Origin of the sequence: Nocardiopsis flavescens (genome assembly GCF_900141985.1) — a bacterium.
In the GTDB taxonomy this organism is placed as follows: Bacteria; Actinomycetota; Actinomycetes; order Streptosporangiales; family Streptosporangiaceae; genus Nocardiopsis; species Nocardiopsis flavescens.
On record NZ_FQZK01000002.1, the window covers coordinates 92,010 to 117,720 of the forward strand.

General features: G+C 72.3%; 18 protein-coding genes. 8 read left to right on the plus strand and 10 right to left on the minus strand.

Features of this window, described 5'->3' with window-relative positions; genetic code table 11:
- The first annotated feature begins 76 nt into the window (after nucleotides 1-76).
- The 4 genes from BUE45_RS04820 to BUE45_RS04835 all read left to right on the plus strand — a co-directional run bounded on the left by BUE45_RS04820 (nucleotide 77) and on the right by BUE45_RS04835 (nucleotide 6,225).
- Nucleotides 77-985 carry an ABC transporter permease gene (locus BUE45_RS04820; protein WP_073375607.1) on the plus strand — a complete coding sequence of 303 codons (909 nt, stop codon included), beginning with the start codon at nucleotides 77-79 and terminating at the stop codon, nucleotides 983-985.
- 13 nt (nucleotides 986-998) lie between these two features.
- Complete coding sequence (locus BUE45_RS04825; RefSeq protein ID WP_073375609.1) at nucleotides 999-3,200, plus strand: dipeptide ABC transporter ATP-binding protein; 2,202 nt, start codon at nucleotides 999-1,001, stop codon at nucleotides 3,198-3,200.
- Between the two features lie 76 nt (nucleotides 3,201-3,276).
- Nucleotides 3,277-4,986 carry an ABC transporter family substrate-binding protein gene (locus tag BUE45_RS04830; RefSeq protein WP_073375611.1) on the plus strand — a complete coding sequence of 570 codons (1,710 nt, stop codon included), beginning with the start codon at nucleotides 3,277-3,279 and terminating at the stop codon, nucleotides 4,984-4,986.
- Nucleotides 4,987-5,178: 192 nt separating this feature from the next.
- Nucleotides 5,179-6,225 carry a pectate lyase family protein gene (locus tag BUE45_RS04835; RefSeq protein WP_073375613.1) on the plus strand — a complete coding sequence of 349 codons (1,047 nt, stop codon included), beginning with the start codon at nucleotides 5,179-5,181 and terminating at the stop codon, nucleotides 6,223-6,225.
- A gap of 342 nt (nucleotides 6,226-6,567) precedes the next feature.
- Here BUE45_RS04835 and BUE45_RS04840 read toward each other — a convergent pair whose 3' ends face one another.
- From BUE45_RS04840 to BUE45_RS04850, 3 genes are all read right to left on the minus strand, one after another.
- On the minus strand, nucleotides 6,568-7,317 hold the full coding sequence (locus tag BUE45_RS04840) for a hypothetical protein (RefSeq protein ID WP_143173272.1): 750 nt from the start codon (nucleotides 7,315-7,317) through the stop codon (nucleotides 6,568-6,570).
- Between the two features lie 671 nt (nucleotides 7,318-7,988).
- Nucleotides 7,989-8,882: a hypothetical protein gene (locus BUE45_RS04845; RefSeq protein ID WP_073375617.1), complete on the minus strand. Its 894-nt coding sequence runs from the start codon at nucleotides 8,880-8,882 to the stop codon at nucleotides 7,989-7,991.
- Nucleotides 8,883-8,950: 68 nt separating this feature from the next.
- Entirely contained in the window at nucleotides 8,951-10,024 is a 1,074-nt protein-coding gene (locus tag BUE45_RS04850; protein ID WP_073375619.1) for a VldE C-terminal domain-containing protein, read from the minus strand.
- Between the two features lie 373 nt (nucleotides 10,025-10,397).
- On the opposite strand from BUE45_RS04850, the gene BUE45_RS04855 reads away from it, so the two are divergent.
- On the plus strand, nucleotides 10,398-11,369 hold the full coding sequence (locus BUE45_RS04855; RefSeq protein ID WP_143173273.1) for a hypothetical protein: 972 nt from the start codon (nucleotides 10,398-10,400) through the stop codon (nucleotides 11,367-11,369).
- On the opposite strand, the gene BUE45_RS04860 is transcribed toward BUE45_RS04855, so the two are convergent.
- From BUE45_RS04860 to BUE45_RS04895, 6 genes are all read right to left on the minus strand, one after another.
- Nucleotides 11,350-13,761 (minus strand): glycosyltransferase family 4 protein, encoded by a 2,412-nt coding sequence (locus tag BUE45_RS04860; protein WP_073375623.1) that lies wholly within the window; start codon nucleotides 13,759-13,761, stop codon nucleotides 11,350-11,352. The genes BUE45_RS04855 and BUE45_RS04860 overlap by 20 nt on opposite strands.
- Before the next feature lie 629 nt (nucleotides 13,762-14,390).
- On the minus strand, nucleotides 14,391-14,873 hold the full coding sequence (locus BUE45_RS04865) for an aggregation-promoting factor C-terminal-like domain-containing protein (protein ID WP_245832811.1): 483 nt from the start codon (nucleotides 14,871-14,873) through the stop codon (nucleotides 14,391-14,393).
- 200 nt (nucleotides 14,874-15,073) lie between these two features.
- A complete protein-coding gene (locus BUE45_RS04870) occupies nucleotides 15,074-15,535 on the minus strand; it encodes a hypothetical protein (RefSeq protein WP_245832813.1) in 462 nt (153 codons plus the stop codon).
- Nucleotides 15,536-15,609: 74 nt separating this feature from the next.
- Complete coding sequence (locus tag BUE45_RS31145; RefSeq protein WP_084736950.1) at nucleotides 15,610-16,602, minus strand: OmpA family protein; 993 nt, start codon at nucleotides 16,600-16,602, stop codon at nucleotides 15,610-15,612.
- Nucleotides 16,603-16,724: 122 nt separating this feature from the next.
- Entirely contained in the window at nucleotides 16,725-16,937 is a 213-nt protein-coding gene (locus BUE45_RS04890) for a hypothetical protein (protein ID WP_084736951.1), read from the minus strand.
- A gap of 738 nt (nucleotides 16,938-17,675) precedes the next feature.
- Entirely contained in the window at nucleotides 17,676-18,665 is a 990-nt protein-coding gene (locus BUE45_RS04895; RefSeq protein ID WP_073375631.1) for an LLM class flavin-dependent oxidoreductase, read from the minus strand.
- Nucleotides 18,666-18,756: 91 nt separating this feature from the next.
- Between BUE45_RS04895 and BUE45_RS33205 the strand changes: the two genes are divergently transcribed.
- The gene (locus BUE45_RS33205; protein WP_073375633.1) at nucleotides 18,757-19,143 is read left to right on the plus strand and encodes an ArsR/SmtB family transcription factor; all 387 of its coding nucleotides are present in this window, start codon (nucleotides 18,757-18,759) and stop codon (nucleotides 19,141-19,143) included.
- Nucleotides 19,144-20,523: 1,380 nt separating this feature from the next.
- Nucleotides 20,524-22,620: a serine/threonine protein kinase gene (locus BUE45_RS04905; RefSeq protein ID WP_073375635.1), complete on the plus strand. Its 2,097-nt coding sequence runs from the start codon at nucleotides 20,524-20,526 to the stop codon at nucleotides 22,618-22,620.
- Between the two features lie 107 nt (nucleotides 22,621-22,727).
- Here the strand turns inward: BUE45_RS04905 and BUE45_RS04910 are convergent, their stop codons facing one another.
- Entirely contained in the window at nucleotides 22,728-23,948 is a 1,221-nt protein-coding gene (locus BUE45_RS04910; RefSeq protein ID WP_073375637.1) for a DUF418 domain-containing protein, read from the minus strand.
- 450 nt (nucleotides 23,949-24,398) lie between these two features.
- Here BUE45_RS04910 and BUE45_RS04915 point away from each other — a divergent pair, with 450 nt between their 5' ends.
- Nucleotides 24,399-25,376, plus strand: a complete 978-nt coding sequence (locus BUE45_RS04915; RefSeq protein ID WP_245832815.1) for a nitroreductase/quinone reductase family protein — start codon at nucleotides 24,399-24,401, stop codon at nucleotides 25,374-25,376.
- The last annotated feature ends 335 nt before the right edge of the window (nucleotides 25,377-25,711 follow it).

The following is a 25,711-nucleotide window of genomic DNA, read 5'->3' on the forward strand; positions in this document are numbered from 1 at the left end:
TGACACGGAACCGCGCGTCCGCGCACACCCCGCCCCGCCAGTACGTTCCCGCCGCAGTCGAGCTGGAGAGCCAGTCATGAGCACGACCGAAACGAGCACGGAGGCAGCCAAGGCACCCGCCGTGCCGCCGGCGCCCAACCGGGTCAAGACCATCGTCCGCCAGCTCCTGGGCACCCCCCGGGTGATCATCGGGCTGGCCCTGCTGGCCCTGCTCGCCGTCTTCGCCTTCACCGGCCCGCTCATGACCGGCTGGGAGGTCGGTGAGCGCGACTTCACCGCCCTCCTGGACGAGCCCTCGCCCGAGCACTGGATGGGCACCAACAAGACCGGCCAGGACGTCTTCACCCAGGCCACCGCCGGCCTGCAGAAGTCGCTGCTCATCGGACTGCTGGTGGCCCTGCTCTCCACCGGGATCGCGGCCCTGGTCGGCGCGTTCGCCGGCTACTTCGGCAGCATCACCGACCGGGCCCTGATGTGGATCGCCGACCTGGCCCTGGTCCTGCCCAGCTTCGTCATCCTGGCCATCCTGTCCAAGCACTTCGGCGACGGCGGCTGGTTCGTCCTGGTGATCCTCCTGGCGGCGTTCAGCTGGATGGTCACGTCCAAGATGATCCGCGGCATGACCATCTCGCTGCGCGAGCGCGAGTACATCCACGCCGCCCGGTTCATGGGCGTCCCCTCGCACAAGATCATCCTCCGGCACATCCTGCCCAACATGTCGTCCCTGCTCATCGCGGACGCCACCATCGCGGTGAGCACCGCGATCATCGGCGAGACCTCGCTGAGCTACTTCGGCTTCGGCGTCCAGCCGCCCGACATCAGCCTGGGCGTGGTGATCGCGGACGGGTCCAAGTTCGCCAACAGCAGCTGGTGGATCTTCGCGTTCCCCACGCTGCTCCTGGTGATCCTGGTGCTCGCGGTGAACATGATCGGGGACGGGCTGCGTGACGCCCTGGACCCGCAGTCCAAGTCGCGCCGGTCCTAGGGGGGAAGCACACATGAGCGCACAGACCATCGAGAACACCGAGGCCGCCTCGGGGCGATCCGGCGACGAGACCCCGGTGCTGGAGGTCAGGGACCTCCACGTCACCTTCCGCGGGCTCGGCGGCAACGCCGACGTGAACGCCGTGCGGGGCGTCAGCTACTCGGTCCACCGCGGCGAGGTGCTCGGCATCGTCGGCGAGTCCGGCTCGGGCAAGTCCGTCTCGTCCATGGCCGCCATGGGCCTGCTGCCCGACCACGCCGTCATCACCGGCTCGGTCAAACTGCACGGCGAGGAGCTGCTGGGCCTGGACGACCGCGAGATGGCCACCCGCCGCGGCAAGGTCATCTCCATGGTGTTCCAGGACCCGCTGTCGGGCCTGACCCCCGTGTACACCGTGGGGGACCAGCTGGCCGAGGCCGTCCTGGTGCACAACCCCGGGGCCGGCAAGGCGCAGGCGCGCGAGCGCGCCGTCCGCCTGCTCGACCTGGTGGGCATCCCCAACCCCGAGGGCCGCTACCGGTCGTTCCCGCACGAGTTCTCCGGCGGCATGCGCCAGCGCGTCATGATCGCCATGGCGATGGCCAACGACCCCGACGTCATCATCTGCGACGAGCCCACCACCGCGCTGGACGTCACCATCCAGGCGCAGATCCTGGACCTGCTGCGCACCGCCCGCGAGGAGACCGGCGCGGCGATCGTGATGATCACCCACGACCTCGGCGTCGTCGCCGGGTTCGTCGACCGGATGCTCGTCATGTACGCGGGCCGCCCCGTCGAGATGGGCACCGTCGACGAGATCTACTACGGCAGCCGCATGCCCTACACCATGGGCCTGCTCGGCGCCGTGCCCCGGATGGACCTGGAGCGCCAGGGCGCCCTCGTCCCCATCAAGGGCACCCCGCCCTCGCTGAGCGCTCTGCCGCCCGGCTGCCCCTTCGCGCCGCGCTGCCCCATCGTCCGGCCCGAGTGCTCGCTGGCCGAGCCCGACCTGCTCCCGGTGGGCGAGCAGCCCTCCGAGGCGCAGATCCGGGCCGCCCGGGAGGCGGGCGCCCCCGCCGAGGCCGCCGGCGTCAGCGACACCGGGGTCCAGCGGGTGGCGTGCATCCGCTCCGGGGAGATCGCCGACAACGCCTGGACCGCCCAGGACATCTACCCCATCCCGGAGATCCCCGAGGTCCCCGCCGCGAAGACGCGCCGCGAGGACCGCCCCGAGATGCTGCGGGTGGAGTCGCTGATCAAGCACCACGCGCTGACCAAGGGCGCGGTGTTCAAGCGCCGGGTCGGGACCGTCTACGCGGTCGACGGCATCGACTTCGACATCCGGGAGGGCGAGACCCTGGCGCTGGTCGGCGAGTCCGGCTGCGGCAAGTCCACCACCCTGATGGAGATCATGGGGCTGGAGAAGCCGCAGGGCGGCAGCGTCAGCGTCATGGGGCGCGACACCTCCGGCCTCGGCGGCGCGGACCGGTTCGCGCTCCGCCGCGACATGCAGATCGTCTTCCAGGACCCGATGAGCTCGCTGGACCCGCGCATGCCGGTCTTCGACATCATCGCGGAGCCGCTGCGCACCCACCGCCGCCCCGCGGCCGAGACCACCGCCCGCGTCTACGAGCTCCTGGACCTGGTCGGGCTCAACACCGAGCACGCCACCCGCTACCCGGCGGAGTTCTCCGGCGGACAGCGCCAGCGCATCGGCATCGCCCGCGCCCTGGCCCTGGAGCCCAGGCTCCTCGTGCTGGACGAGCCCGTGTCCGCCCTGGACGTGTCCATCCAGGCGGGCGTGGTCAACCTCCTGGAGGAACTCCAGGCCCGCCTGGGCCTGTCGTACCTCTTCGTCGCGCACGACCTGTCCGTGGTCCGGCACATCGCCGACCGCGTGGCCGTGATGTACCTGGGCAAGATCGTCGAGATCGGCGACACCGATGCGGTGTACACCCGCCCCGCCCACCCCTACACCCAGGCGCTGCTGTCCGCGATCCCCATCCCCGACCCGGAGAAGGAGCGCGCCCGCACGCACATCGTCTTGGACGGCGACCTGCCCAGCCCCGCCAACCCGCCGTCGGGTTGCAGGTTCCGCACCAGGTGCCAGAAGTTCATCACCCTCTCCGAACCCGAACAGGAGAGGTGCATGAGCATCGAACCGGCGCTCGAAGCCACCAACGGTGGCGACCAGGCGGCCGCCTGCCACTTCGCGGAGCGGCAGACGGTCCTCTGAACCCGGACGGTCCGGTACGGCACGGGCCGGCGCCGCCCCGCGCGTCGGCCTTCTCATCCCCATAGGAGGAATCCCCATGCGAATCGGGAAGGCGCGTTATCTCGCCCCCGTCGCCGCACTGGTCGTCGCGGCCAGCGCGTGCAGCAACGACGAGCAGTCGCCCGACGAGGCCTCGGAGGAGGTCGCGTCCCTGGAGGCGACCGACCTCAACCCGGCCGCGCGCGAGGACCTGCAGGAGGGCGGCCAGTTCATCTGGGCCCTCAGCGAGTACGAGGACCAGTACAACATGGTCCACATCCAGGGCAACAAGGGCGACGTCCGCCGCGTCATGGCCGCCCTGATGCCCTCCATCACGCGCTTCCAGCCCGACGGCACCTACGAGCCGCGCGAGGAGTTCGTGCTCGACTACGGGGTGAGCGATGACGGCCTCACGGTCGACTTCACCCTCAACCCCGAGGCCACCTGGTCCACCGGCGAGCCGGTGACCTGGGAGGACTACGCCGCCATGGTCGACGTCATCAAGGGCGAGACCGACGGCGAGTTCGAGATCCGGGGCGACGACGGCTACAAGTACATCGAGGAGGTCGTCGAGGGCGAGGACGAGTTCTCCTTCAGCCTGGAGTTCTCCCAGCCCTACGCCGACTGGCCCGCGCTCTTCGACATCGTGTACCCCAAGGAGTACATGGAGGACGAGGAGCTGTTCGCCGACGGCTACACCGAGGGCGAGGAGTTCGTCACCGCCGGCCCGTTCGCGGACCCGCAGTTCGACGAGGTCACCCAGCGCATCACCGTCACCCGCAACGAGGACTGGTGGGGCGACCTCGCCCTGCTCGACGAGATCATCTTCGTGAACGTGGCGATCGACGGCCAGGCCACCGCGTTCAACAACGGTGAGATCGACGGCTTCTACCTCGGCTACGACGCCGCCGGGTACCAGCTCCTCGAGGGCAAGGAGGGCTCCTACTTCACCCGCGCCGTCAACAACGGCCACCGCTTCGTCTCGGTGAACGCCGGCAGCGAGATCCTCCAGGACAAGAACGTCCGCCACGCGCTCTCCATGGGCATCAACCGCGACACCCTGGCCGAGGTCGCCCTTAGCCCCGTCGACTGGCCCATCACCGGCGATGTCAACCGCCTCCTGCGCTCCAGCCAGCACGGCTACCAGGACAACAGCGGCGACATCGGCGACTACAACCCGGAGCGGGCCGGCGAGCTCCTCGACGAGGCCGGCTGGACCCTCGAAGAGGGCGCCGACTTCCGCACCAACGCCGACGGCGACACCCTGACCCTCAGCTACGTCGCCTCCGACGACATGCAGCTGGCCAAGGACGAGGCCGACATCACCCGCGAGATGCTCGCGGAGATCGGCATCGAGGTCGACGTCCAGCACGTGCCGGGCAACGCCCTGTTCTCGGACTACATCGTCCCGGGCAACTACGAGCTGGCCGCGTTCGTGCTGACCGGCAGCAACCCGTACCCGACCGACAGCGCCGGCAACTACGGCGGCCCGTACAACGACGAGGGCACCGACTGGGGCAACAACACCAGCTTCCACTCCACCGAGGAGATCAACGACCTCTTCGAGGAGCTGTCCCAGGAGACCGACCCCGACCGGTACGCCGAGATCGCCAACCAGATCGACGCCGCCCTGTGGGAAGAGGTCCTGACCATCCCCATGTTCGAGCGCCCCGGCCAGTACGTCCTCAAGGACAACCTGCACAACTGGGGTGAGTACGGCCTCACCGGCGACTACGTCTACGAGAACATCGGCTGGGCCGCGGAGTAGCCTCCCGGTCGCGCCACGCGCCCGCCGGCGGCTCCGCGCCGCAGGCGGACGTCCTTTCGGGCGCCGCCCCTCACCGGGGCGGCGCCCTCCCGTCGTCTCAGGGCCGGGTTGGGACCGCGGCCCGGGCTGTGGCAAGGTGTGGCTCGACCCCCTCGGTACCCCCGGACCGCCCCGCTCGCTGGAAAGCTCCCCATGACCGCACGCTCGCTCCTCACCGTCGCGACGGCCCTGGCGCTCGGCGCCGCCCTGGCCGCCTGCTCCGGTGGGGAGGACCCCGCTCCCGCCCCCGCCTCCGAACCCGCCCAGGCCGGCGTCGAGACCCCCGCCCCCGACACCGGTGACGAGAGTGCGAGCCCCTCGGGCCCCGCTCCCGGCGACGGCGCCCCGGACACCGCCCTCGGCTGGGCGGCCCAGCCCCTGGACCTGGACGGCGAGGAGTACCCGGCGGTCACCGGCGGGTCCGCCGGCGAGACCGTGACCGCGGCCGACGCCGACGAGCTCGCCCGGCACCTGGCCGCCGAGGAGCCCCTCGTGGTCGAGGTGGCCGGGGAGATCGACCTGGACGGAGCCGTGGAGATCGGCTCCGACAAGACCCTGGTGGCCGCGCCCGAGGAGGCCGCCGAACTCACCGGCGGGCACCTGGTCGTGGACGGGGCGGCCAACGTCGTCGTCCGCGGCCTGGCGCTGGAGACCGACGGCACGGCGGTGGTCGTGCGCGGCGGCGCCCACCACGTGTGGATCGACGGCAACACCCTGCGCGACGGCGGCGGCGACCCGCTGGTCGGCGTCACCGACGGCGCCGACCACGTGACGGTCTCCCGCAACCACTTCCGCGACGCCGACGCGGCGCTGAGCATCGGCGGCGAGGAGGAGGCTCCGGGCGCGCTGCGCGTGAGCGTCCACCACAACCTCTTCGACGGGACCGACACCCGCAGCCCCCGGGTCCGCGGCGGAGAGGTGCACGTGTTCAACAACCTCTACCGGGGCGCGGCCGAGTACGGTGTGGAGTCCGGGCACGGGGCGGCGGTGCTCGTGGAGGGCAACTACTTCGACGGCTACGGCCTCTCCGTCCGCGTGGACGCCGAGGCCCCCGGGGCCACGGTCACCCGCGACAACCTCCTGGTGGACACCGCCCAGCCCGAGCTGTTCGGCACCGTCGACGACCCCCCCTACGCCTACGAGCTCGACGACACCGCCGACGTCCCCGACATCGTCTCCGCCACCGCCGGAGCCTCCTGACCCCGTTCCCGTACCTGCGCCAGCGGCCCCGCCCGGGCCCGCGGCCCCTCCCGCGTCACCCGGCCCGGTACCCCGGTAGCCTCCCGGCGGTCCGACCGGCGCCGTGCGCCCCGGCCGCCACTTCCGCGGGCGGCGCGTGTGCGCGCCGCCCGACAGGGGACGTCCGCTCTCCCCGGGGTCCCGCGTCATGGTCGACCGCGGACCGGGGCGTCCGCCTCTCCTGTGGGTTGCGCGCCGCCGTCGCCGCCGGACCGGGGGACGTCCGCCCTCCCCGGAAGGCCCCCGGCGCCCCGGCCGCTCCGCCCTCCGGCCGCGGCCGCGGGGACCGGGCGGGCGCGGGTCTCATGGGGCCGCGTACTCGTAGATCTCCTCCAGGCCGTCCGGGGTGCCGTAGGCGAGCCGCAGCGGGTGCCCGTCGGGGGACAGCCACAGGGTGAACGCCGCCCCGGCCACCGACTCCAGGGTGTTCGCCCCCTCCTCGGCGTCGTAGCCGCCGACCCGCGCGGTGAACGTCCCCTCGTAGCGCAGGGCGTTGCGCCCGCCCTCCTCCGTGTCCAGCTCCTCCCGGGCGGTCAGGCCCAGGTCGGTCGACGTACCGGCGATCTCGTGCAGCTTGGCGGAGCCGAACTCCGCCGAGCACAGGTACCGGTCCGCCTCGGACGGCTCCTCCGGGATCAGCAGCCCGTGTCCCGCCGTCGTGATGGGGACACCGTCCCCCAGGTCGTAGTGGTACACCTCCGGGCCGTCCGTGTAGGCGAACGACAGCTCGAACCGCGGGTTCCCGGACACCTCGTAGGCGGCGGCGCCCTCGCCCACGGCGGTCCCGTCCAGGAGCCGCGTGAAGGACAGCGCGTAGGAGTCGGCCAGGTCCATCCGGTCGGCGGCGTCCAGCACGAACGCCGCCGCGTCCTCGGGATCGGGCCGCGCGGTGGCGGGTTCCTTGAAGACCACCTGGGCCACCCACCAGCCGCTGGCCACCACGGCCAGGCACACGGCGAGGATGGCCAGGGTCATCGGCCACCCCGGGCGTCCGCCGGGGACCGGCGGTTCGTTCTCGGACGCGGTGTCGGGCAACGACGACATCGACGACACGGCCTCGACCTCGATTCTGCGGTGCGCGCGTGCGTGCGCGGACCGCGGGGGGTGGGGGTCGTCGCCCGGAGTACCCGGACGACATCGCGGTGTTGTGCGTGCGCCCGGTACGACGCGGCGGAGCGGTGTTCCGTTCGATGATCGCGTACAAGTGGTCACCACCCGTGCTCGCGAACCCCAGGACCCAGTCTCCCGCGGGGGAGTCCAGGGCCTGTTCCAGGAACCCGAACGTGGCGGTCCGGGACAGGCGGCGCAGCACCTCCTCCGAGGCGTGCTCCCACAGCCACCGGACGACGATCCGGGCGGCCGGGCCGTCGGAGAAGGAGCGGCTGGAGAAGAGCTCGTACAGCTCGTCCGCCTCCAGCCGCAGGACCGTCGCCTCCAGCACGTCCGAGTCCAGCAGGGCCAGCACGGCCAGCGCGCAGTCCACCCGGCCCACCGGGTCCGGTCCCGGCAGCCCGCGGCCGCACCGCAGCAGGGCCTCGGCGGCGGCGGCCGGGTCCGGTGTCCGGTCCGGGGACGGGCCGGGGCCCCGCGTCACCCGGTCCAGGGCGCGCTCCACGCCCTCCCATCCCGGCCGGGCGGGGAGCACCGCGGCGACCAGCACCGCCACCAGCGTCAGCACCGCCGCGTACTCGATCAGCGCGTGTCCGCGATCCATGTCCGCCCCCTCACCGCAGCCGGGGCGGCCTGCGCCGCAGGCTCCGGATGTCGCGGCGGATCCGCTCCCGCCGTTGCGGGGGGCAGCTCCAGCCCCGGGACTCCAGCACGTCGCGGATCCGCAGGAGGAGTTCCACCGGGTGGAGCCGCAGCGCGTAGACCGTCACCGGGACGACCTCCCACTCCGCCGCGCGCATCAGTGCGTACCGGGCCCGGTCGCGGTACTCCCGCCGGCGCCCGGAGTGGTGCAGCAGGCTGTCGTACTCCACCGCCACCCGGTACTCGGGCCACCCCAGGTCGGCGTGGAGCACCCGGCGGTGCACCGCCACGGGGCACTGCACCACCGGCGGGGGCAGCCCCGCCTGGAGGACGACGGCCCGCAGCCACGACTCGGCCGGGGACTGGCTCAGCGGCGACGCGTAGCCCGCCGCCGTGCACAACCGCGCGTACTGGGCCCGGGTGAACGGCGCGCGGTGCTCCGCCAGCCGCCGCGGATCGACCAGCCCGCGGGCGAGGAAGGCGTCCAGCCGCGCGGTGGCCACCGGGACCGACGGGGCCAGCGCCGCCACCTCCGCCGCGGTGCGCTCCGCGGAAGTGACGGGGATCCCCTCCACCGCCACCCGGTCGGCGGACGGCACGCACTCCCGGCGCACCGCGACCGGCATGCCCCGCAGCGCCCTGCCGGCCGGTAGCGCCACCCGTGGCGGCAGCCGGGTGATGCGCTCCCCGGGGGAGACCAGGTCCACCCCCCACAGGTAGGCGGCGGTCACGTCCCGCACCACGGCGTCCGGGGACAGGACGGGGACGATCGGCCGCAGGGTCCGCAGCAGCAGGTCCCGGTCGGGCAGGTGCGTGTGCGCGGGCGCGGTGCCACGCTCGGATTCCAGGGGGTTACCAGGGGTCATGGATCCAGGGTCGGCGGGCGCCGCGTCCGGGACAACCCCTTCTCCGGACCTGTGGAGAACCCGTCCGGTCAGCGCATGTCGCCCGGCCCGGCGGCCAGGTGGATGTGGTCCACGTGGTTCTGGGTGTTGCTGCCCCGATCGGACAGGCCCCGCTTGACCTCCGTCCAGGGTCCCACCCGGTCGAAGGCCGCGTTCCAGATGCTGTAGTCGTAGATGACCCCCTTGACGCCCAGCCGGTGGGCGTTCTGGATGGTCCAGTCGATCACGCCGATCGCCGTCTGGTGCATCTCCGGTGAGGGGACCCCGCCCAGCGGCGCCATCATGTAGTCCACGGCCATTCCGTAGCCGTGGTCGCTGGTGGGCTCGTAGCGGTAGCCGCCCGCGCTGATGTAGAACCCGGGGAACTCCGTCTGGAGCGTCTCGTGCACCTGGCACATGACCGGGTGCAGCTGGCCCAGCGAGGCGCAGTCCACGATCGCCCCGCCGCCGAACACCACCCGGCTCGGGTCGAACCTGTAGCGCCCCTCGGCGTCCACCAGGTGCACGTCCACCACCCGGCGCGCCTGGTCCAGGCTCGTGATGTCGGCGCCGGCGCAGTAGATGCCCCCGGCGTTGCGCCCGCACTCGGGGAACTCCGCGATCGCGATCGCCGCCGCCGTCCCCACCTGGGTGTTCCCGTCCTCCTCGCCGTCACAGGTGACGTCGCCCCAGTGCCGGGAGCCGTCCTCCTCCAGCTCCTTCTGGCAGATCGCCCCGCGCACCTCGACCCGCACGATGTTGCCGTTGCGCCCCATCACGTTGTCACTGGCACGGATGTCGGTCACCACGGCGTCGTTGGCCCGCGCGTACTCGTCGGCGCGGTCGCGGGCGACGTCCTCGTCGAACAGCGGCATGGGGAACCGCCCCTCCACCAGGTCCTGCGCCGCCGACTCCTGTAGGGCGCTCACCGCGGCCAGGGCGGCGGAGTCCGCCGCCGTCTGCACCCGCGAGCGCTGGTCGCCGGCGGCGCCCACGCGCACGAACAGCAGCGTCAGCGCCAGCAGGGCCAGGGTCAGCCCGAACAGGAGCAGGATGTTGGCCTGCCCGTCGTCGCGGCGGCAGAGCAGGTGGCGTCGTCGGGGTGCGGGGGGCAGGGGTCCCATGCTGGCGTCCCGGGGGTGCAGGGGTGGGAGGGGAGGCGTGTGCGATGGCGCGGGGTGAGCGCCCGACCACGGCGGGGCCACCGGGCGCAGCCTACCCCGAGGCCACCATGATGGGTAGGGGAACCCCGGTCCCTGTGGACGGGCGGACCGTGGCCGGGTGCGGTCGCGGACGGTGCGCGCGGCCCGGAACGGGGGAGGGGGTGTTCGGCATCGGTTGCGTGACACACCCCGCTTTTCAGCGCGTGTGTCCGACAAAAACCGACTCCAACGGAGAGGATGGACGCTGTCCGACACATTCCGTATCAGTAGATCCACCGCCCGATCGGCGGTGGTCCGTTGACCAGAAGGCGAGAGTATGAATCCCCGTACTCCGATGACAGCGGTAGAACAGGACCGGTCCCTCCGTCGGATCGGGACGGCGCTACTGGACGCCGCCCCTGAGGACTGGACCAAGCTCCGCCTGGTGTACTCGGGGCTGGTCGACTGCGAGTCGGTCCACCTGGAGGCGCTGCGCCCCGACGGCAGCGGCGTCGGCTGCGTACCGCCCCTGGCGCTGCTCCACGAGTTCCGGCAGTTGCGCGCGGGCATGTCCAGGCCCGGCACCGGCACCTGGTACACGGTCTACTACGACCTGGAGCGCCCGGCGCGCTACCGGGTCCGCTACGACCACGAGAACGAGCCCCACTTCGACGAGCCCCGCGACAACGACAGCTACCTGAGGGACCTGGAGCACTTCCCCCGGGACCGGGCCCACATGCCGGACTGGCTGCTGGAGCGGCTGGAGGGGGACCTGGTCCCCGAGTCGGTGTCCCCGTGGATGGCGCTGGCCGCCCCGGGCGCCTCGCGCGAGTCCCGGATCGACCCCGGGGACATGACCCCCGAGGAGATGATGGACACCGTCCAGGAGATCGCCGACCGCACGATGGCGGCCGTCTGGGACGAGTGGCGGGAGATCGTCATCGACCACAAGGCCCTGGTCGGCGTGGCCTCCACCCGCGTCGCGGTCGCCCGGGAGGGCGGCAGCGAGTGGGAACTGCTGCCGCCGGAGGCGTCCCGCCTGCTCGACCGGCTGCGCACCGGCATGTACCAGCGCGGCAAGGGCACCTGGTTCACCGCCCGGCTCACCGTCAAGGAGTCCCGCGAGATCGGCATCCACTTCGACCACGGCAACCCGCCGGAGTTCGACGCCGAACCCGACCCCCGGGACTTCTACCGCGACGCGGTGCGCTTCCCGCGCAGCGCCGACCACATGCCCGACTGGCTGCTGGAACGGCTCGGCCGCGCCCAGCGCATGCTCCGCGCCGAGCACGGCGGCCGCGACCCGTTCACCGGAGCCGCCGGTTGAGCGCCGACCACATGTGCACGTCGGCCACGGTGACCTTCAGGTCGCCGTTGGCCAGCGGTGACGCCGTCACCGACCGCACGTAGGGGCCGTGGTTCCAGCGCCGGGCGGTGTGCCCCGGCACGCTCCCGGCGCCGATCCGGCTCAGCGCCCCCGCCGGGCCCGCCAGCAGCCGCACCTGCCAGGAGGCCCGCAGGCCTTCGACGCCGGCGTGGTCGGGGTGCGCGGGCAGCGGCGGGGCCCCGGTGAGCAGGCGGCCCTCGACCTCCAGCGGGTACCGCTGCCCGGCGTCGGTGCCCCGCACGACCTCCACCGCCGCCTCCACCCCCTCCGGCAGGGTGTCGGTGAGCCGGAACGCGAAGCGCAGGCGGTCGCCGCCCCCGGCCGCGCGCACCCGGACCTCCTCGACCTCCACGGTGGGCGCCAGCGCCGAGGTCTTCAGCCCCAGCCGGTCGTTGACCGTGTAGTAGGGCCGCACCCGGGACCCGGGCCCGCGGGCGGGCCGCACGTCCTGGGCGGGGTACTCGATGATCTTCTTGTACCCGACGACCCCCGACAGGTGGCGGCCCACGGTGCACTCGGTGCCGTCGGACAGCACCAGGCGCATCTCCCACGCCTCGGAGTCGCCGTGACGCCCGCGCACCACCGCCTCCGGGTCGATCACGGCGGTGAACAGCCCGCCGAACGCCACCGGGGAGGAGAACTCCCGCAGGGTCCGGCGGGTGGTCCGCAGCCGCACCACCATCCGGGCGCGGGCGTCGGCCTCCTCGCGCCCCAGCACCCGCCCCTGGACGGTGATGAGCCCCTCGGCGACCTCCACGTGCCCGACCTCGGCGTGGTGGGCCGACCGGCGCACGTGCAGCAGCAGGCCGCCCTTGGCCGAGCGGGTCGGGACCACCAGGGACAGCTCCGGGGTCCGCCGCGCCTGCAGCGGGTAGCCCTGCTGGTGGATCTCCACGTCCCGTACCGGGGCGACGGAGTCCCCGTCCACCCGGGTCACCTCCCAGGTGTCGGCGGCCAGCCGCTCCCGGGCCGGGTCGACCACCACCTGACCGCGCCAGTCGGGGGCCAGGGTGACGCGCTGCCCCGCGCGCACCAGCTCGATCAGGTCGGGCGGGTCCGTGAAGGTCAGCGTCACCAGCCCGTCGCCGCCCGCCCGCACCCGGCAGGCCACGGGGGGCTCGGCGCGCGGCGCGGGGACGGGGGGAGCGGCGTCGGAGGCCGTCAGCGGCGTTCCGGCCAGCTCGGAGAACAGGCCCTCGTGCAGGCGCACCACGTTCGCCGGGTCGAACCGCTCGGAGTCGGCCAGCGCCGCCGCCGACATGCGGCGCCGCAGCGGGTCGTCGGCCATGAGCCGGGCCATGCCCTCGGCGATGCCGCTCACGGACCTGTTGGGCACCAGGAAGCCGTCCTCCTCGTCGCGGATGATGGACGCTGGCCCGTGCGGGCAGTCCGTGCTCACGACCGGCAGACCGGAGCGCATGGCCTCCACGATGGTCATCCCGAACGGCTCCTCGCTGGAGGTCACCGCCGCGAACGCCCCCTGCGCCCAGGCCTCCTCCACATGGGTGTGCGGCCCCATCAGCCACACCCGATCCTGTAGCCCCAGAGACCCCACCAGTTTGGCCAGGGCCCCGCGGCGCCCGCCCCGCCCGTAGATGCGCAGCGTCCATTCGGGGTACTCCTCGGCCAGTGACGCGAACGCCTTCACCAGCAGGTCGTGCCGCTTGCTGGGCGCCAGCCGGCCGGCGGAGACGATGGTGCGGCTGTTGTGCCCGTTGGCGGTGAACGGCGGCGCGGGGACCGAGTTGGGGATGGACAGCACCCGAACCCCCGGCAGCGGCATGTTCCGGGAATAGGTGCGGGCGTCGGCCTCGGTGACGGTGACGAAGGCGTCCAGGCCCGCGTACTCCCGCGCCATCACCCGCCGCAGAGCCTCGGAGTGCTGCTCGTAGGTGAGGTGCTCCTGGCCCACCTTGACCACGTTCCCGGGCGCGCACCGGGCCACGGCGATGTTGAGCCCGGGCCGGGTGCCGACGACGACATCGGCGTCCGTGGTGGTCAGGTACTCCTCCAACCGGTCGTCGGTGAGCCTGCTGTGGGTGGAGCCCCTGGAGTCCTCCGGCGGGAAGAGCACGGGGGGCAGACCGGCCCGCTCCGATCCCTCGTACAGCGGCCGGCCGCCGACCCCCGTGGAGCCGTCGTGCTCGCGCACGTCGACGAGCGGGCGCAGGCCGACCCCGGGGGGCATGGGCAGGGCGGGCTCGTCCCGGTGGCGGAACACCGAGACGACCTCCACGTCGTGCCGGGACGCCAGGGCGGCCGCCTGGTTGGCGACGGTGCGGATGGTGCCCCCGATGCCGTACATGTCGTTGATCAGATAGGCGATCTTCACCGGGCCCCCGTGTTCTCGGGGCCGGTCCGCGCCCCCGCACGGATCGGCCCCGGGTGTCTCCTCCCCGCACCGGACGCCCCCACCGCCGGGGCGGCGGGAGCGGTAGCAGGAATGATCAGGCTAAAAGCGCCGATCAACCCATAAGTGCCCTTATGTGGATTCCTGCCGCAACGTTTGCCGCGCCATGTCGGTGTTTTGCCCGCCGTTCCCGGTGTACGGAGCCCGAACCGGGCCCGGCGGCGCGGGCGGGGGCCCTGCCCTGGACGGCCCAGGCGGGGCCTGCGGCGTGGTCCGCGGGCCGACGGCGGCGGGCGGTCGTACCGACGGGCGGTCGTACCGACGGGCCGTATCGGCGCGGCCCCGAGCCCGGTCGCCACCACCCCTGGCACCGGGGCCTCGGTGTCCCGTGCAGGGCACCGGACGGCCGATCCTCGGCCCTTCCCGGGCTCTCAGCGCGGCTCCCCTGGGACATACGGGAGGGGCTCCTCGTCCGGTGCGTCCGGCCGGTGGCGGGACGGTGCCCGCGAACACGGGGGACCGGGGCCGGGTGGTCCGGCCGGCTGCGGCGGGGGCGCGGGCCGGTACGCGCGAAGGCGGTTCGAGGCGGGGTGCGCGGCCCCGGCGGGCGCTCAGTAGGAGCCGCTGCCCTGCCAGTACGACCAGGCCGCGCACGGGGTCCCGTGGGCCTCGCTGATGTGCTGCAGGCCCCACTCGATCTGCGCCTGCGCGCTGTCCCGGAAACCCGTGGGCAGGCTGCCGTGCGCTCCCGGGACGAACCCCGGGATGCCGACGGCCCCGGAGTCCGGGTCGGTGACCGTGTGGTCCCAGTGGGACATCGCTCCCCAGAGGTTGTCCAGGCACTGCCATTCGGTGTCGCGCCAGTCGTAGCCCTCGGCGAGGTTCCGGGCGATGTTCTGGTTGTCGAGCCTGTTCGGGTTGCCCCCGCCCCACTCGTACTGCTCCGGCTCCTCCGGCCGGTCGGCCTCGGTCCACGTCTCCCCGCAGGAGGGGCCGCGCACCAGGCACACCATCTGCCGCACGCCTTCGTTGAAGGTCCTGCTCAGCTCCAGCTGGTACACCGCGACCATGACGGCGGCCACCAGGATCAGCACGGCCGCGGTCTCGGTGAGCGCGGCGCCCCGGTCCCCGTCACGGGAATCCGCGGGCCACGGCCGACGCCGGATCCGCGGGGGTCCACCACGTTCCCCCGCGCGCCCGGACGGCCGCGAAGGCGACGGCCTCCGGGGCTCTCCTGAACGCGTGTGTCGGGAGGCGAACAAAAAAGTCTCCAGGGGTGGTTGAGGGATGCGGTTCAGGAGATCGGAACGTCCTCGATCGGCTCGAACCCGGGTATCTCCAAAGTCACGCTGTCCACGTTTTCGGGTACGGAGTACATGGACCAGTAGGCGACCTGCTCTCCGGGTTCTATCCTCTTTTTGAAAGTTGAAGATGAACTCCCGGAGCACAAGCAGGATCCCAGATTGTCCATGATGGGGTGATATCTGGAAGCCCCGTTGGAGTCGACAATGGTGACCCCTGCGTAGTTCCCTCCTGTGTACAAATAAGAGCGTCCGGCAAGCCAAGTCAGTACTACTCGCTCGTTTCCTTCATTTTTTATGCTCCATGTAATGGAGAGGATATTTCCTTCCGTGTTGCGACTTGCCTGGTTTGCTTCTGCTGTGAGGTTGGCTGATTGTTCGTCGTTGCCCTGGGATGATCCGAGGGTTTCCAGATCGCCGGACCTGGTTGCGGGGGCGGCGGAGACGACTCCCATGGAGAAAATTATTGAGAGCCCCACGGTTGCAGAGAAAAGCCCTATTCGTCGGGTTGATTTATTTTTCATGTCCCCTACTTTTCAAAGGTGACACTGACGCGCCTGTTTCTCTCGCGACCTTCTTCGGTGCTGTTTTCCGCGATGGGTTGGCTTGACCCGTGCCCGGCGGATTCGAACGTCAAGCCCTCCCGTGTGACGAGTTCTGAGAGTATTCCTTCGACCGCCGATGCTCGGCTTTCGGAGAGGGGTATATTGGTGGCATCGTTGCCGGTGTTGTCGGCATGTCCGTCGATATTGACTACCGATGAGGTTGCGTCATCAATTTCTTGTGCCACCTGCTCGAGTATCTCTCGGGCTTCAGGGCTCAGTTCTGCGCTGTCGGTTTCGAACAGAACGTCCGAAGAGAGAATGATGCTGACTTCGTCCCCGCTCTCGGTCCGGCCTGTTTGATCTTCGAGGCCGTCTGATATCAGGGTCAGATCGAGTATCTGATCGGGTCCCAGGGATTCGTTCTCAATGCTTTCAGTAGATTCCGTGACGGGGATGTCCAACATCGGCGGAGTCAAGGGTGTGACGATCGTCATGGACTCTATTTCATCCGCCGGCCCCGGGTAGGCGATCCATAGTTCTTCGCTTGATCCACTTGCGATGGGGCCTTCGAGCGGCTTTGAGCAGAAGCATGTGCCGTTGCTCAAGTCGTAGCTGAGGTACCTTTTTTGATTGACGGCGTCTATGAGGGTGATGCTGCTGGCTGTATTTCTGTCCCGCTCCTCGGAAAGCGCGTTCGAGAGAGAGAAGGATTCTGGGGAGTCGTTTCTTATCCTGATTCTGAGGCGGAGGATGTTGTTTGCTAGGTTCTCCAGGGCGAGGACCTCGATTTTGAGGTCGCTTCCCAGATCTGTCGTCGTGGTCACGGTTTCGGCGATGACGCCTGCTGGCTGATCTGGTTCTTGCCCGGGGGCGGCTTCGGGTGCCGGTTCGGGGGTGTTCTGGGATCCGCTGTCCTCGGGAGAGATGACGCACCCGGACGCAAGCATGACGAGCGTGGCCACGCTCAGCGAAGACATCCCGCGGGTGGTATTTTTTCTTCTTTTTTTGGTTGGCTTTCGGCGGGCTGGTTTCTCTCTTTTGGGAGTATTCATTACATTTCTGTCGGCAATTGGCTTGACGGTCGTCTTCGAGCTTCTAGTCAGGGGCCGCTGAGAATGTCTGAGACGGCGGTACCGATCGATCCGCTGATGTCCTCGGGAATCCCCAGGCCCCAGATGAGGGTTGCGGCGGCGGCGACGAGAAGGAGTATCGCCGCGTACTCGATGATGGTCGCGCCGTCGTCGTTCTGCCTGGGCGGGGGGGCGATCAGGGCGCTCAGGGTCGCCCACAACCTGCTCATTGTCTCGTTCACAAGGGGTCAGCTCCTTGGGGGAGGAGACGCGGGCCGCAGGCCACTGTTCCGTGGTCTGGCGGCCGTGCGCCTCTGCGGCCTGGGGGCCGTTGTCAGGGTGGGTCGGGGGCGGGGATCCACCGTTGTCAGCGGACTCGGTCACGGCGGGGCTCCTGCGTGCGCAGACGCCCCGGGATTCCCACTATCCGGCACCGATCCCGGGCCTATGCCCTGATCTGGCCGGAAGCGGCCATCCTTCTTCACGATGCCCGTCGGCCCCGGCCACCACACCTTGTCCACAGGCACGTTCCCGCAACCGGGGAAAGCGCAGGTGGGGATACCCGCTTCGGTGCCTCGCCCCTTCCCCGGTGCGGAACCGCATTCAGTCAGGGCGCGCAGAAGGTCGTATAACGGTCGGTGCTCGACGGGTCACCATCATCCCAGCCTCCCCAGGAGAAGTCATCACCAGGAGGGCGATGCGAGGGCCGCAGCCCGGTGGCCGGCGGGGACGCTCGTGGTCCGGGGCGCGCACGGACCACCGGGGCGCCCGCTCTTCGCGTCGCCCCCGGCCTCCCCTCACCTGTCGTTCACGTGGGTTTCGCCCGCGCTCCGACCGGATGCGGAAGGGCCGGGCACCCCCTACCCGGGGTGCCCGGCCCACCGTGCTCCCCTCCCGGAGGGGGCGGCCGGCGCCGCCTGCCAACAGCGCCCATCGGCCGCCACCCTTGTCCGGTGTCCCCTCCGGGGCGGGGGCGGGACTCAGCCCGGATCGGCGACGTCCGCCAACAGCTCGAAAGAGCGCAGACGGGCCTGCTTGTCGTAGATCATCGACGACACCATCAGCTCGTCCACACCGGTGTCGGTGACGAACAGCTCGAGCTTGCGGCGCACCGTTTCCGGGGAGCCCACGAACGAGTAACGAAGCATGTGGTCCAGGCGTTCCCGTTCCCCCGGGCGCCAGAGGGTGTCGAGCGAGTCGACCGGCGGGCGCAGCAGGCCGCGCGCTCCGCGCACCGTGCCGAGGAAGGCCTGCTGCATGGTGGTGAACAGGCGTTTCGCCTCCTCGTCGGTGTCGGCGACGAAGGCGTTCACCCCCGCCATCGCGTACGGGGTCTCCTGCTGCTCGGAAGGCGTGAAGTTCTCCCGGTAGGCCTTCAGCGCCTCGTACAGGGCGTCGGGCGCGAAGTGCGAGGCGAACGCGTACGGCAGGCCGAGCTGCGCGGCGAGCTGGGCGCCGAACAGGCTCGACCCCAGGATCCACAGCGGCACCCGCAGTCCCTCACCGGGCACGGCGCGCACCGGCTGGCCCGGTTCGGCGGGCTCGAAGTAGGACTGGAGCTCCTGGACGTCGTGCGGGAACGCGGAGGCCGCGGTGTGGTCGCGGCGCAGCGCCATCATGGTGCGCGGGTCGGTGCCGGGCGCCCGGCCCAGGCCCAGGTCCACCCTGCCCGGGTAGAGGGACTCCAGGGTCCCGAACTGCTCCGCGATGATCAGCGGCGAGTGGTTGGGCAGCATGACGCCGCCCGCGCCGACGCGGATCGTCGAGGTGCCCTCGGCGATGAAGCCGAGCGAGACGGAGGTGGCGGCGCTGGCGATCGCCTGCATGTTGTGGTGCTCGGACAGCCAGAAGCGGCGGTAGCCGAGCGATTCGGCGTGCCGGGCCAGGTCGCGGGCGTCGCGCAGGGCCTGTCCCGGGGTGGATCCCTCGGTGATGCTCGCATGGTCGAGCACGGACAGGGTGATGGGCATGCTTGTCCCCCGGGTGTTCGATGATCGTCGAATATCGAAGATACACCCGCCCCACTATGCTGGTGCGACCATTCGGTGTGAGGAGGTTCGCGTGGGGGCGAGGGAGCAACACCATCCGCCGCTCGACGGGGTCGAGCTGGTGACGGTGCTGGCCGCGCTGGCCGAACCCACGCGGTTGAAGATCGTGCGGATGCTCGCGGCCCGGGACGGCGAGCGCGCCTGGAAGGACATCGACCTGCCGATCGCGCAGTCGACGCTGAGCCACCACCTGAAGATCCTGCGCAACGCGGGCCTGGTGCAGAGCCGTACGGAGGGTACCCGCTGCTTCATCTCGCTGCGTGAGGGGGACGTCTCGGAGCGGTTCCCTGGGCTGCTGGAGACGGTGCTCTCGTGCGGGGGCGGTGCGACGTCCTGCGGGGCGGGGGTGCCCGCGGACGGGGGAGGGGTATCCGCGGTCGGCGGTCGGCCGCTGCCCTAGCCGCACTCCGCCGGGGCGTGGCGGCGCGGGAGTCCGTCGGCGGACCCGGTCCGCGCAGAGAGGCGGGCGGAACCCCGTACCCCCGGGAGTAGGAGTGAACGGGAGTGCGGGGTGCCGCCCGCCCCGGGGCCGTCCGGCGGCCCCGGAAACCCATTTTAGAGGAAAAGGCGAAGGCTCGGACGCGTTCTCGAAAATATGTGGCCGGACACGACAAGTGGCAGGTGGATCCGTTTCACCCCCCGGTTTTCGGATCCACCTGCCATCCCCCGTTGCATTGCGGCATGCCGGGGCCGGGTTCTGAAAACACGGTTTCTTTCCTCGGCCCCTGACCAAGTTCTATACCTTCATGTGAACCCTGTGCAAATGAGGTGTTCGAACGCGGTGCCCGCGGCTCGTTCCGGTGACGGGTGTGCGTGCGCGCCCGCGCGCCCGCCCCGCCGGGGGTGCCGTTCCCGGAGCCGCTGCTCTGAGTATGCACGAGTACGTCCGTCCGCGGAGGTGTTTCGGCGAAGATGTCCGTGCGGATCGGCGCGTTATACGGCGAAAAGGGTGCTGTGGACGCGGGTTCTCGCCGCGGCGGGTCCGGGAGTCGGTGTTCGAGTGCGGCCGGCGGGCGTTCGGCCGGCCCGAAGTGCCGGATCCGGGGGGCGGTGTCGCACATCACACGCGATCATCCGTGGTTTCCCCTGTCATTCTCCGCGGTTGTGAAATTCCTTCCGTGCGGGTTCTCCTTTTTGTCGTCCGGTCCGCTGTTCCGGGCTTCCTCCCGCCTTTCGTCCCCTGCTCTCCGCGGTGGATCCGGTCCCGGCCCCGCACCCCTCCCGCCCAGTCTCCGCCGGCCGCCGCCGGTCCGACCCGGCCGGGGGCTCTCGGCGGGAGCGTGGCGCAGGGGTGCGGGCCGTGCCCGCGCCCTCCCGGCCGGGCGCCGCGGATCCGCGGGGACGGTACGGGTGGAGGCCGCCGCCGGCCGCCGCCGGGCCGACCGGGTCCGGAGGTCCGCCCCGATCGGACGGAGAAGGCTTTTCTGTGTCTTTTCAGGTTTATCAGTGTGATCAATGAGAAAACGGTGCGGAACGGGTCATGGTCCCCTTTCGTGCCGCCGCGGCCCGCCCGCCGCCCGTGGCCGTCATCGGCCACGCACAGGATCGTGGCCGGGGTGTGCGGGACCGCTGGTACACATATCCTTTTTTGTACAAAGGTCGGTCGGTATTCGGCCATGAAGTGAGCCTCCGGGCCCCGCCGGGGTTCTCACCGCGGTACGAGAACCGGCCCCGTACGGCCCGTCGGCCCGGGCGCGGGAAACGGAAGCGCGGTGTCCACCGGGCGCGGGCGCCCGGGGCCCCGACCCCCGCATGCGGGAGAGTGGAAAGCGAACCCCCCATGGCACCGACAGTCGTCTTACCACCGAACGTCCGGCCCCTCGTGCCCGACGACCCGTCCTGGGTGGGTGCCCACCGTCTGATCGGGCGCCTGGGCGACTCCGCGCTGGGCGCCGTCTACGCGGCCCTCACCCCCGAGGGGCACCCGCTAGCGCTCAAGGCCATGGGCGAGGAGTGGGTGTCCGCGACCGACCCCTCCGGCAAGGTCGTCCACGTGCGCCGGCTTCCCGGATCCTGTGTGCTCGGGGTGCTGGACAGCGGCGTCCACCGCAACCGCCCCTGGGCCGCCGTCGAGTACCTGCCCGCCCTCGACCTCGCGCGCCACACGGGGGTGCGCGGCCCGATGGGCGGGGCGGCGCTGCTGGTGCTGGCGGCCGGTATCGCGGGGGCGCTCGCGGACGTGCACGACAGCCGTGTCCCGCACGGCGACGTCAAACCCGGGAACGTCCTGGTCACGGCCACCGGTCCCCGGCTGATCGACTTCGGCCTCGCCCGCCAGGTCGACGACGGGGACACCCTCGCCTCCACCGGCGGCCCCGGCTGGCTGGCCCCGGAGCGCTACGCCGGCAGCCGGCCCGACGAGGCCTCCGACGTGTTCTCGTGGGCGTGCACCGTCCTCTTCGCGGGCACCGGCCTGCCGCCGTTCGGCACCGTCGGCACCCATGCCCGCGCGGCCGCCCTGGTGCGCGGCCCCGTGGACCTCTCCGCCCTCCGGCCCGGGGTGGCGCGCGTCCTGGAGCGGGCGCTGGATCCGGACCCGGCGCGGCGGCCCTCCGCCGAGGAGGCCCACCTGGAGTGCCTGTCCCTGCTGGGGGTCCCCGAAGACACCGTCCGCGAGGAGTGGGGCGACCGGCTCCGCGGGTTCGTGCGCACGCACTGGCCGTACGTGGACACGGCCTGGCACCGCCCCGAGCGGTGGACACGGGCCGCCCAGGGCCTGGACGAGGAGGCGGCGGCCTCGGGGCGGCGCACCTGGAAGCCGGGCACCAGGGTGCGCGACGCGCGGCGGCTGGTGAGCACCCGCGACCCCATCACCGGCGAGCTGATCATGGTGCCCGCGCCCGACGAGGGCTCCGAAGCCCGGCAGGAGGCGCGGAGCGGTCCAGGGGACCGCCCGGACCGCAGGAGCGGCGCGGGCGGAGGGCGGTCCCGGCTCCGCCGCCGGGAGCGCCGCGGCGGTGCCGGGCGCGTGTTCGCCGTCGGGGCCGCCTGCTGCTTCGTCCTGGCGGTGGCCGGGGGCGGCGGCTACGCGCTGTTCGACGCCCTCGCCCAGGACGCCGAACCCGTCTCCGAGACACCCGGCGAGGAGCCGGACGGTGCCCGGGAGGGCGCCGTGCCCACCGGTATGGACCTGGTGTCGGCCTCCCTGGAGCGGTTGACGGCGGCGCGCAGCCTGGAGATGACCATCCTCACCCACGCCGGGAACGGCGAGGGGTACGGCCAGCCGCCTCCCGTCGACACCGCCGCCGCACCCACCCTGTTCGACCGGGTGCTGTACCGGTCCGACCCCGAGGCCGTGCGCTGGACCAGCACCGTCAGCGGAGCCCGGGCCAGCGACCTCCTGCTGGTGGACGGGGAGCTGCTGCAGAGCGACAGCACCGCCTGGAACGGGCCCGCCGTGTGGCGTCCGGCGGCCTCCGCCGAACCGGGCGCGTCCGCGGAGGCGTTCGAGGTCGGGCGGATCCTGGAGCCGCTGGCCCGGGTGGTGGAGACCGGCACCGTCACCTCCGAGGAGGAGGCGGTGTTCACCGCGCCCGGACCGACCGAGGACGCCTACGGGCACCTGGCCGGGGAGGAGCCGCCGGACGGTGCCCCGGTGGTGCTGGTCGAGGGGACGTTCACGCCCTCGGCGGGGGCGGCGCAGGAGTCGACGTTCACGCTGGTGGCGACGGAGGACGGCGAGCCCCTGGCGTTCGCCACCGAGGGCGCGCCCCAGGCCGGCGGTGTGCTCAACGGTCGGCCGGTGGCGCAGACCGTGCCGGCGGCCTTCGCGGAGCCGGTCCCGGCGCCCGCCACCTGGTACACCCGGTACACGTTCGCGGGCCTGGACGCCGACCTGGACGTGGGCGTCCCGGCTCCGGAGGAGGTCCAGCGCTAGCGGACGGCGTCGGCCCGGAGGCGGAGCACCGGTGGCGGGACCGGGCGCGTCCACCCGCTTGCCCCGGAACGGCGGCTCCGCCCCTCCCGGGGGTGAGGACGTCGAGGTCAGCAGGGTTGGACCAGGGGCTCACGCGGCCGCACCAGGCGGCGCACCAGCACCTCGGCGGGTCCGCGGCGGCCCGCCCGGCGCAGGGCCTCGGCCGCCGCCACCGACGCGAGCCAGGTCCCCACCGCCACGGCCGCCGCCTCCGCGGCCCCCAGCGAGGCGCCCAGCCCCAGGCCGTAGGGCGCGAAGACGGCGGTGAACACCAGCGACTGCCACAGGTAGCAGCTCAGCGAACGCTCTCCCACGGCCGCGACGGCGGTCACCGCGGTCCGGGCGATGCGGGGCGCGCGCTCCGCGGGGGCCGCCGTCGTGCTCCCCCGTTCCCAGCGGGCCGCGAACAGGGCGAGCACGGCGGCCCAGCCGATACCGCCCGCCCAGCCGCCCAGGTCGTGCAGTACCGCCAGCGCGCCGCCCAGCCGCGGCCCCGCGGCGAACGCCCCCGCCGTCGCCAGGGCGTCCGGCAGCCCGGACAGCACGCCGCCGCCCAGCCCCCAGCCCGCCGCCGCCCGCAGCAGCGGCCGGTGCACGGCCGGCTCCTCCAGGAGACGGCGGTGCCCCGCCCAGATCCCCACGGCGATCACCGGCATCGCCACGAGCAGCATCGTGACCGGCGTGTAGAGGATCCACTCGTGGAACCGCTCGACGGTCGCCGCGGCGAAGGAGGGCTCCACCAGGGAGGGGACGGCCGCCCCGCCCCCGCCGTCCGCCGGGGCCGCCGGGACCGACGCCGCGTGGACCGCGGCCGACACCGCCGCCAGCACCCCCGCCGTCCACCACAGGGTCACGTCCCGCGCCCGCACCAGCCCCACGAACACCAGCAGGGCCAGGCCGTACGCGCCCAGGATGTCCACCGGCAGCAGCAGGACGCCGTGCACGCCCCCCAGCGCCAGCAGCACCCACCCGCGCCGCCGCAGCAGGATGCGGGTCTGCACCCATCCCCCGCCGGACGCCCGGACCCGGCGGGCGATCATCACCGCTCCGTAGCCGAACAGCAGCGCGAAGAGCGGAACCGCCCGCCCTGTCACCAGGGTGAGCTGCACGAACACCACGAGCCGGTCGGCCAGGTCGCGGACCGCGTCCGGCCCGGTGAGGAAGAACCCCGCGTTCACCAGGGCGATGAACAGCAGCATGAACCCCCGGGCCAGGTCCGGGGCGAGCGACCGCCGTCCCGGCCTGCCCGCCCCGGGGCCCTGGGCCCGCCCCTCGGCCTCTGAAACCATCGGAAGCTCCTGCCCTGTCGAGGTTCTGAGGCTTCTGAAACTACGGAGAAGGGGCCCCGCGGTCGCTGGGGCGGCCCCCTCGATCCGCGGTGGGGAGGGCCCTACCGCGGACCTGTCCGCCGGTTGACGCCTCGCGCGGCGTCGCGTACGGTTTCGCCCGTGCCACGTGTCCCCGACCACGAGCAGTGGGCCGGTCGGGTCGACGGGCGAGCACACGATGTCCGGGGAGAGCCGACCATGAGCACCCAGCACGCCTGATCCGCGTTCCGGTGCGGCCCCGAGCCGCACCCGATGCCGGCGGCCCCCGATCCCCGCACCCCGACCCCGTTCGCGCCCCCGCGTGTCCGCGGACGTCGGTGCGCTTCCTGTGAACCCGTGTCCGTGGCGCCCGTGCGCACGGTCCTCTCGGGCGGCCGCCCACCCGCACCGTTCCACCGGGAGGAGACCCCTGTGCAGTACACCCATGACACCGACGACACCCGCGGCGACGCCGCCGCACCCGGCGGCCCCGGGCCGTCCGCCCCGGCCGGGCCGCACGTCAGCGACTTCAACCGGCCCGTGGTCGAGGAGTTCCGCGCCAACGGCGGCCGGGTCGGCGGCATGTTCGAGGGCGGCGACCTGCTGCTGCTCACCACCGTCGGCGCGCGCAGCGGCCGCGAGACCACCAGCCCGCTCGGCTGCGTCCGCGCGTGGGGGCGGCTGTTCGTCATCGCCTCCGCGGGGGGCGCCGACCACCACCCCGCCTGGTACCACAACCTGCTCGCCCACCCCCTGGTCCGGGTCGAGCTGGGCACCGAGGAGTTCGAGGCGGTCGCCGTGCCCGCAGAGGGCGGCGACCGCGAGCGCCTGTTCGCCGAGGCCGTGCGGGTCGCGCCCGGATACGGCGACTACCAGGCCGGGACCGACCGGGTCCTGCCCGTGGTGGTGCTGGAACCGGCGGCCGAGGGGGACGGGGGCGGGGAGGCGGCCACCGACCTCGCCGGGAAGCTGGTCGAGGTCCACCGGTGGCTGCGCGGCCGGCTGCGCCGGGTACGGGAGGAGGCCGACGCCTACCTCGCCGACCGCGACGGGCGCGCCGCCCGGGAGGGCGCGGTGCCCGCTCCGGGTCTCAGCCTCCAGCTGCGCCAGCACTGCCTGGCGTTCTGCGAGACGCTGCGCTTCCACCACGAGGGGGAGGAGCACATGTTCCCCGTCCTGGCGGAGCACCACCCGCACCTGGCCGGCACCCTGGCGCTGCTGTCGGAGCAGCACCGGGAGGTGGACCGCATCCGCGGTGCCATCCAGGAGCTGCTGTCGGAGGTCTCCACCGCCGACCCGGCCGCCTTCCGCGCGGACCTGGAGCGGATGAGCCGGGAACTGGAGGCCCACCTCGACCACGAGGAGGAGAACCTGCTGCCCGTGCTCGCGGGCATCCCCCTGCCGGGCTGAGACCGGGGCGGTGCGGTGGCCGTGCCCCGGCGGCCACCGGGGTAGGTAGTGGTCGGACGGGCCCTGGGTACGCCCCCGGAGGCGGTCGAAGTTACGTGGCGAACACGTATGGCCGGGGCCGCCCTCCGTGGCGGATGCTTGGTTCCGGGTGGCCACCCTTCCACATCCCCCGCCCCTCGCCCATCCCCGGAGCGGCCCCTCCCCGATCCCCCGGGGAGGGGCCGCGTCCACGGGCGGGACGGCCCGCGGCGCGGGCGCCGCCGTGGAAGGGCACCGGGTTTGCCGGGGACCGCGCCAGGCGCGACGATGTCCCGTACCGGAAAAGGACAACGGAG

What these genes read in the sequence shown, in the direction of transcription:
- BUE45_RS04855 (WP_143173273.1), top strand. Translation starts at nt 10,398, where the DNA reads ATGACAGCGGTAGAACAGGACCGGTCCCTCCGTCGGATCGGGACGGCG.
- BUE45_RS04830 (WP_073375611.1), top strand. Translation starts at nt 3,277, where the DNA reads ATGCGAATCGGGAAGGCGCGTTATCTCGCCCCCGTCGCCGCACTGGTC.
- BUE45_RS04845 (WP_073375617.1), bottom strand. Translation starts at nt 8,882, where the DNA reads ATGACCCCTGGTAACCCCCTGGAATCCGAGCGTGGCACCGCGCCCGCG.
- BUE45_RS04910 (WP_073375637.1), bottom strand. Translation starts at nt 23,948, where the DNA reads ATGGTTTCAGAGGCCGAGGGGCGGGCCCAGGGCCCCGGGGCGGGCAGG.
- BUE45_RS04905 (WP_073375635.1), top strand. Translation starts at nt 20,524, where the DNA reads ATGGCACCGACAGTCGTCTTACCACCGAACGTCCGGCCCCTCGTGCCC.
- BUE45_RS04895 (WP_073375631.1), bottom strand. Translation starts at nt 18,665, where the DNA reads ATGCCCATCACCCTGTCCGTGCTCGACCATGCGAGCATCACCGAGGGA.
- BUE45_RS04835 (WP_073375613.1), top strand. Translation starts at nt 5,179, where the DNA reads ATGACCGCACGCTCGCTCCTCACCGTCGCGACGGCCCTGGCGCTCGGC.
- BUE45_RS04850 (WP_073375619.1), bottom strand. Translation starts at nt 10,024, where the DNA reads ATGGGACCCCTGCCCCCCGCACCCCGACGACGCCACCTGCTCTGCCGC.
- BUE45_RS31145 (WP_084736950.1), bottom strand. Translation starts at nt 16,602, where the DNA reads ATGTCTTCGCTGAGCGTGGCCACGCTCGTCATGCTTGCGTCCGGGTGC.
- BUE45_RS04825 (WP_073375609.1), top strand. Translation starts at nt 999, where the DNA reads ATGAGCGCACAGACCATCGAGAACACCGAGGCCGCCTCGGGGCGATCC.
- BUE45_RS04870 (WP_245832813.1), bottom strand. Translation starts at nt 15,535, where the DNA reads ATGGGAGTCGTCTCCGCCGCCCCCGCAACCAGGTCCGGCGATCTGGAA.
- BUE45_RS04820 (WP_073375607.1), top strand. Translation starts at nt 77, where the DNA reads ATGAGCACGACCGAAACGAGCACGGAGGCAGCCAAGGCACCCGCCGTG.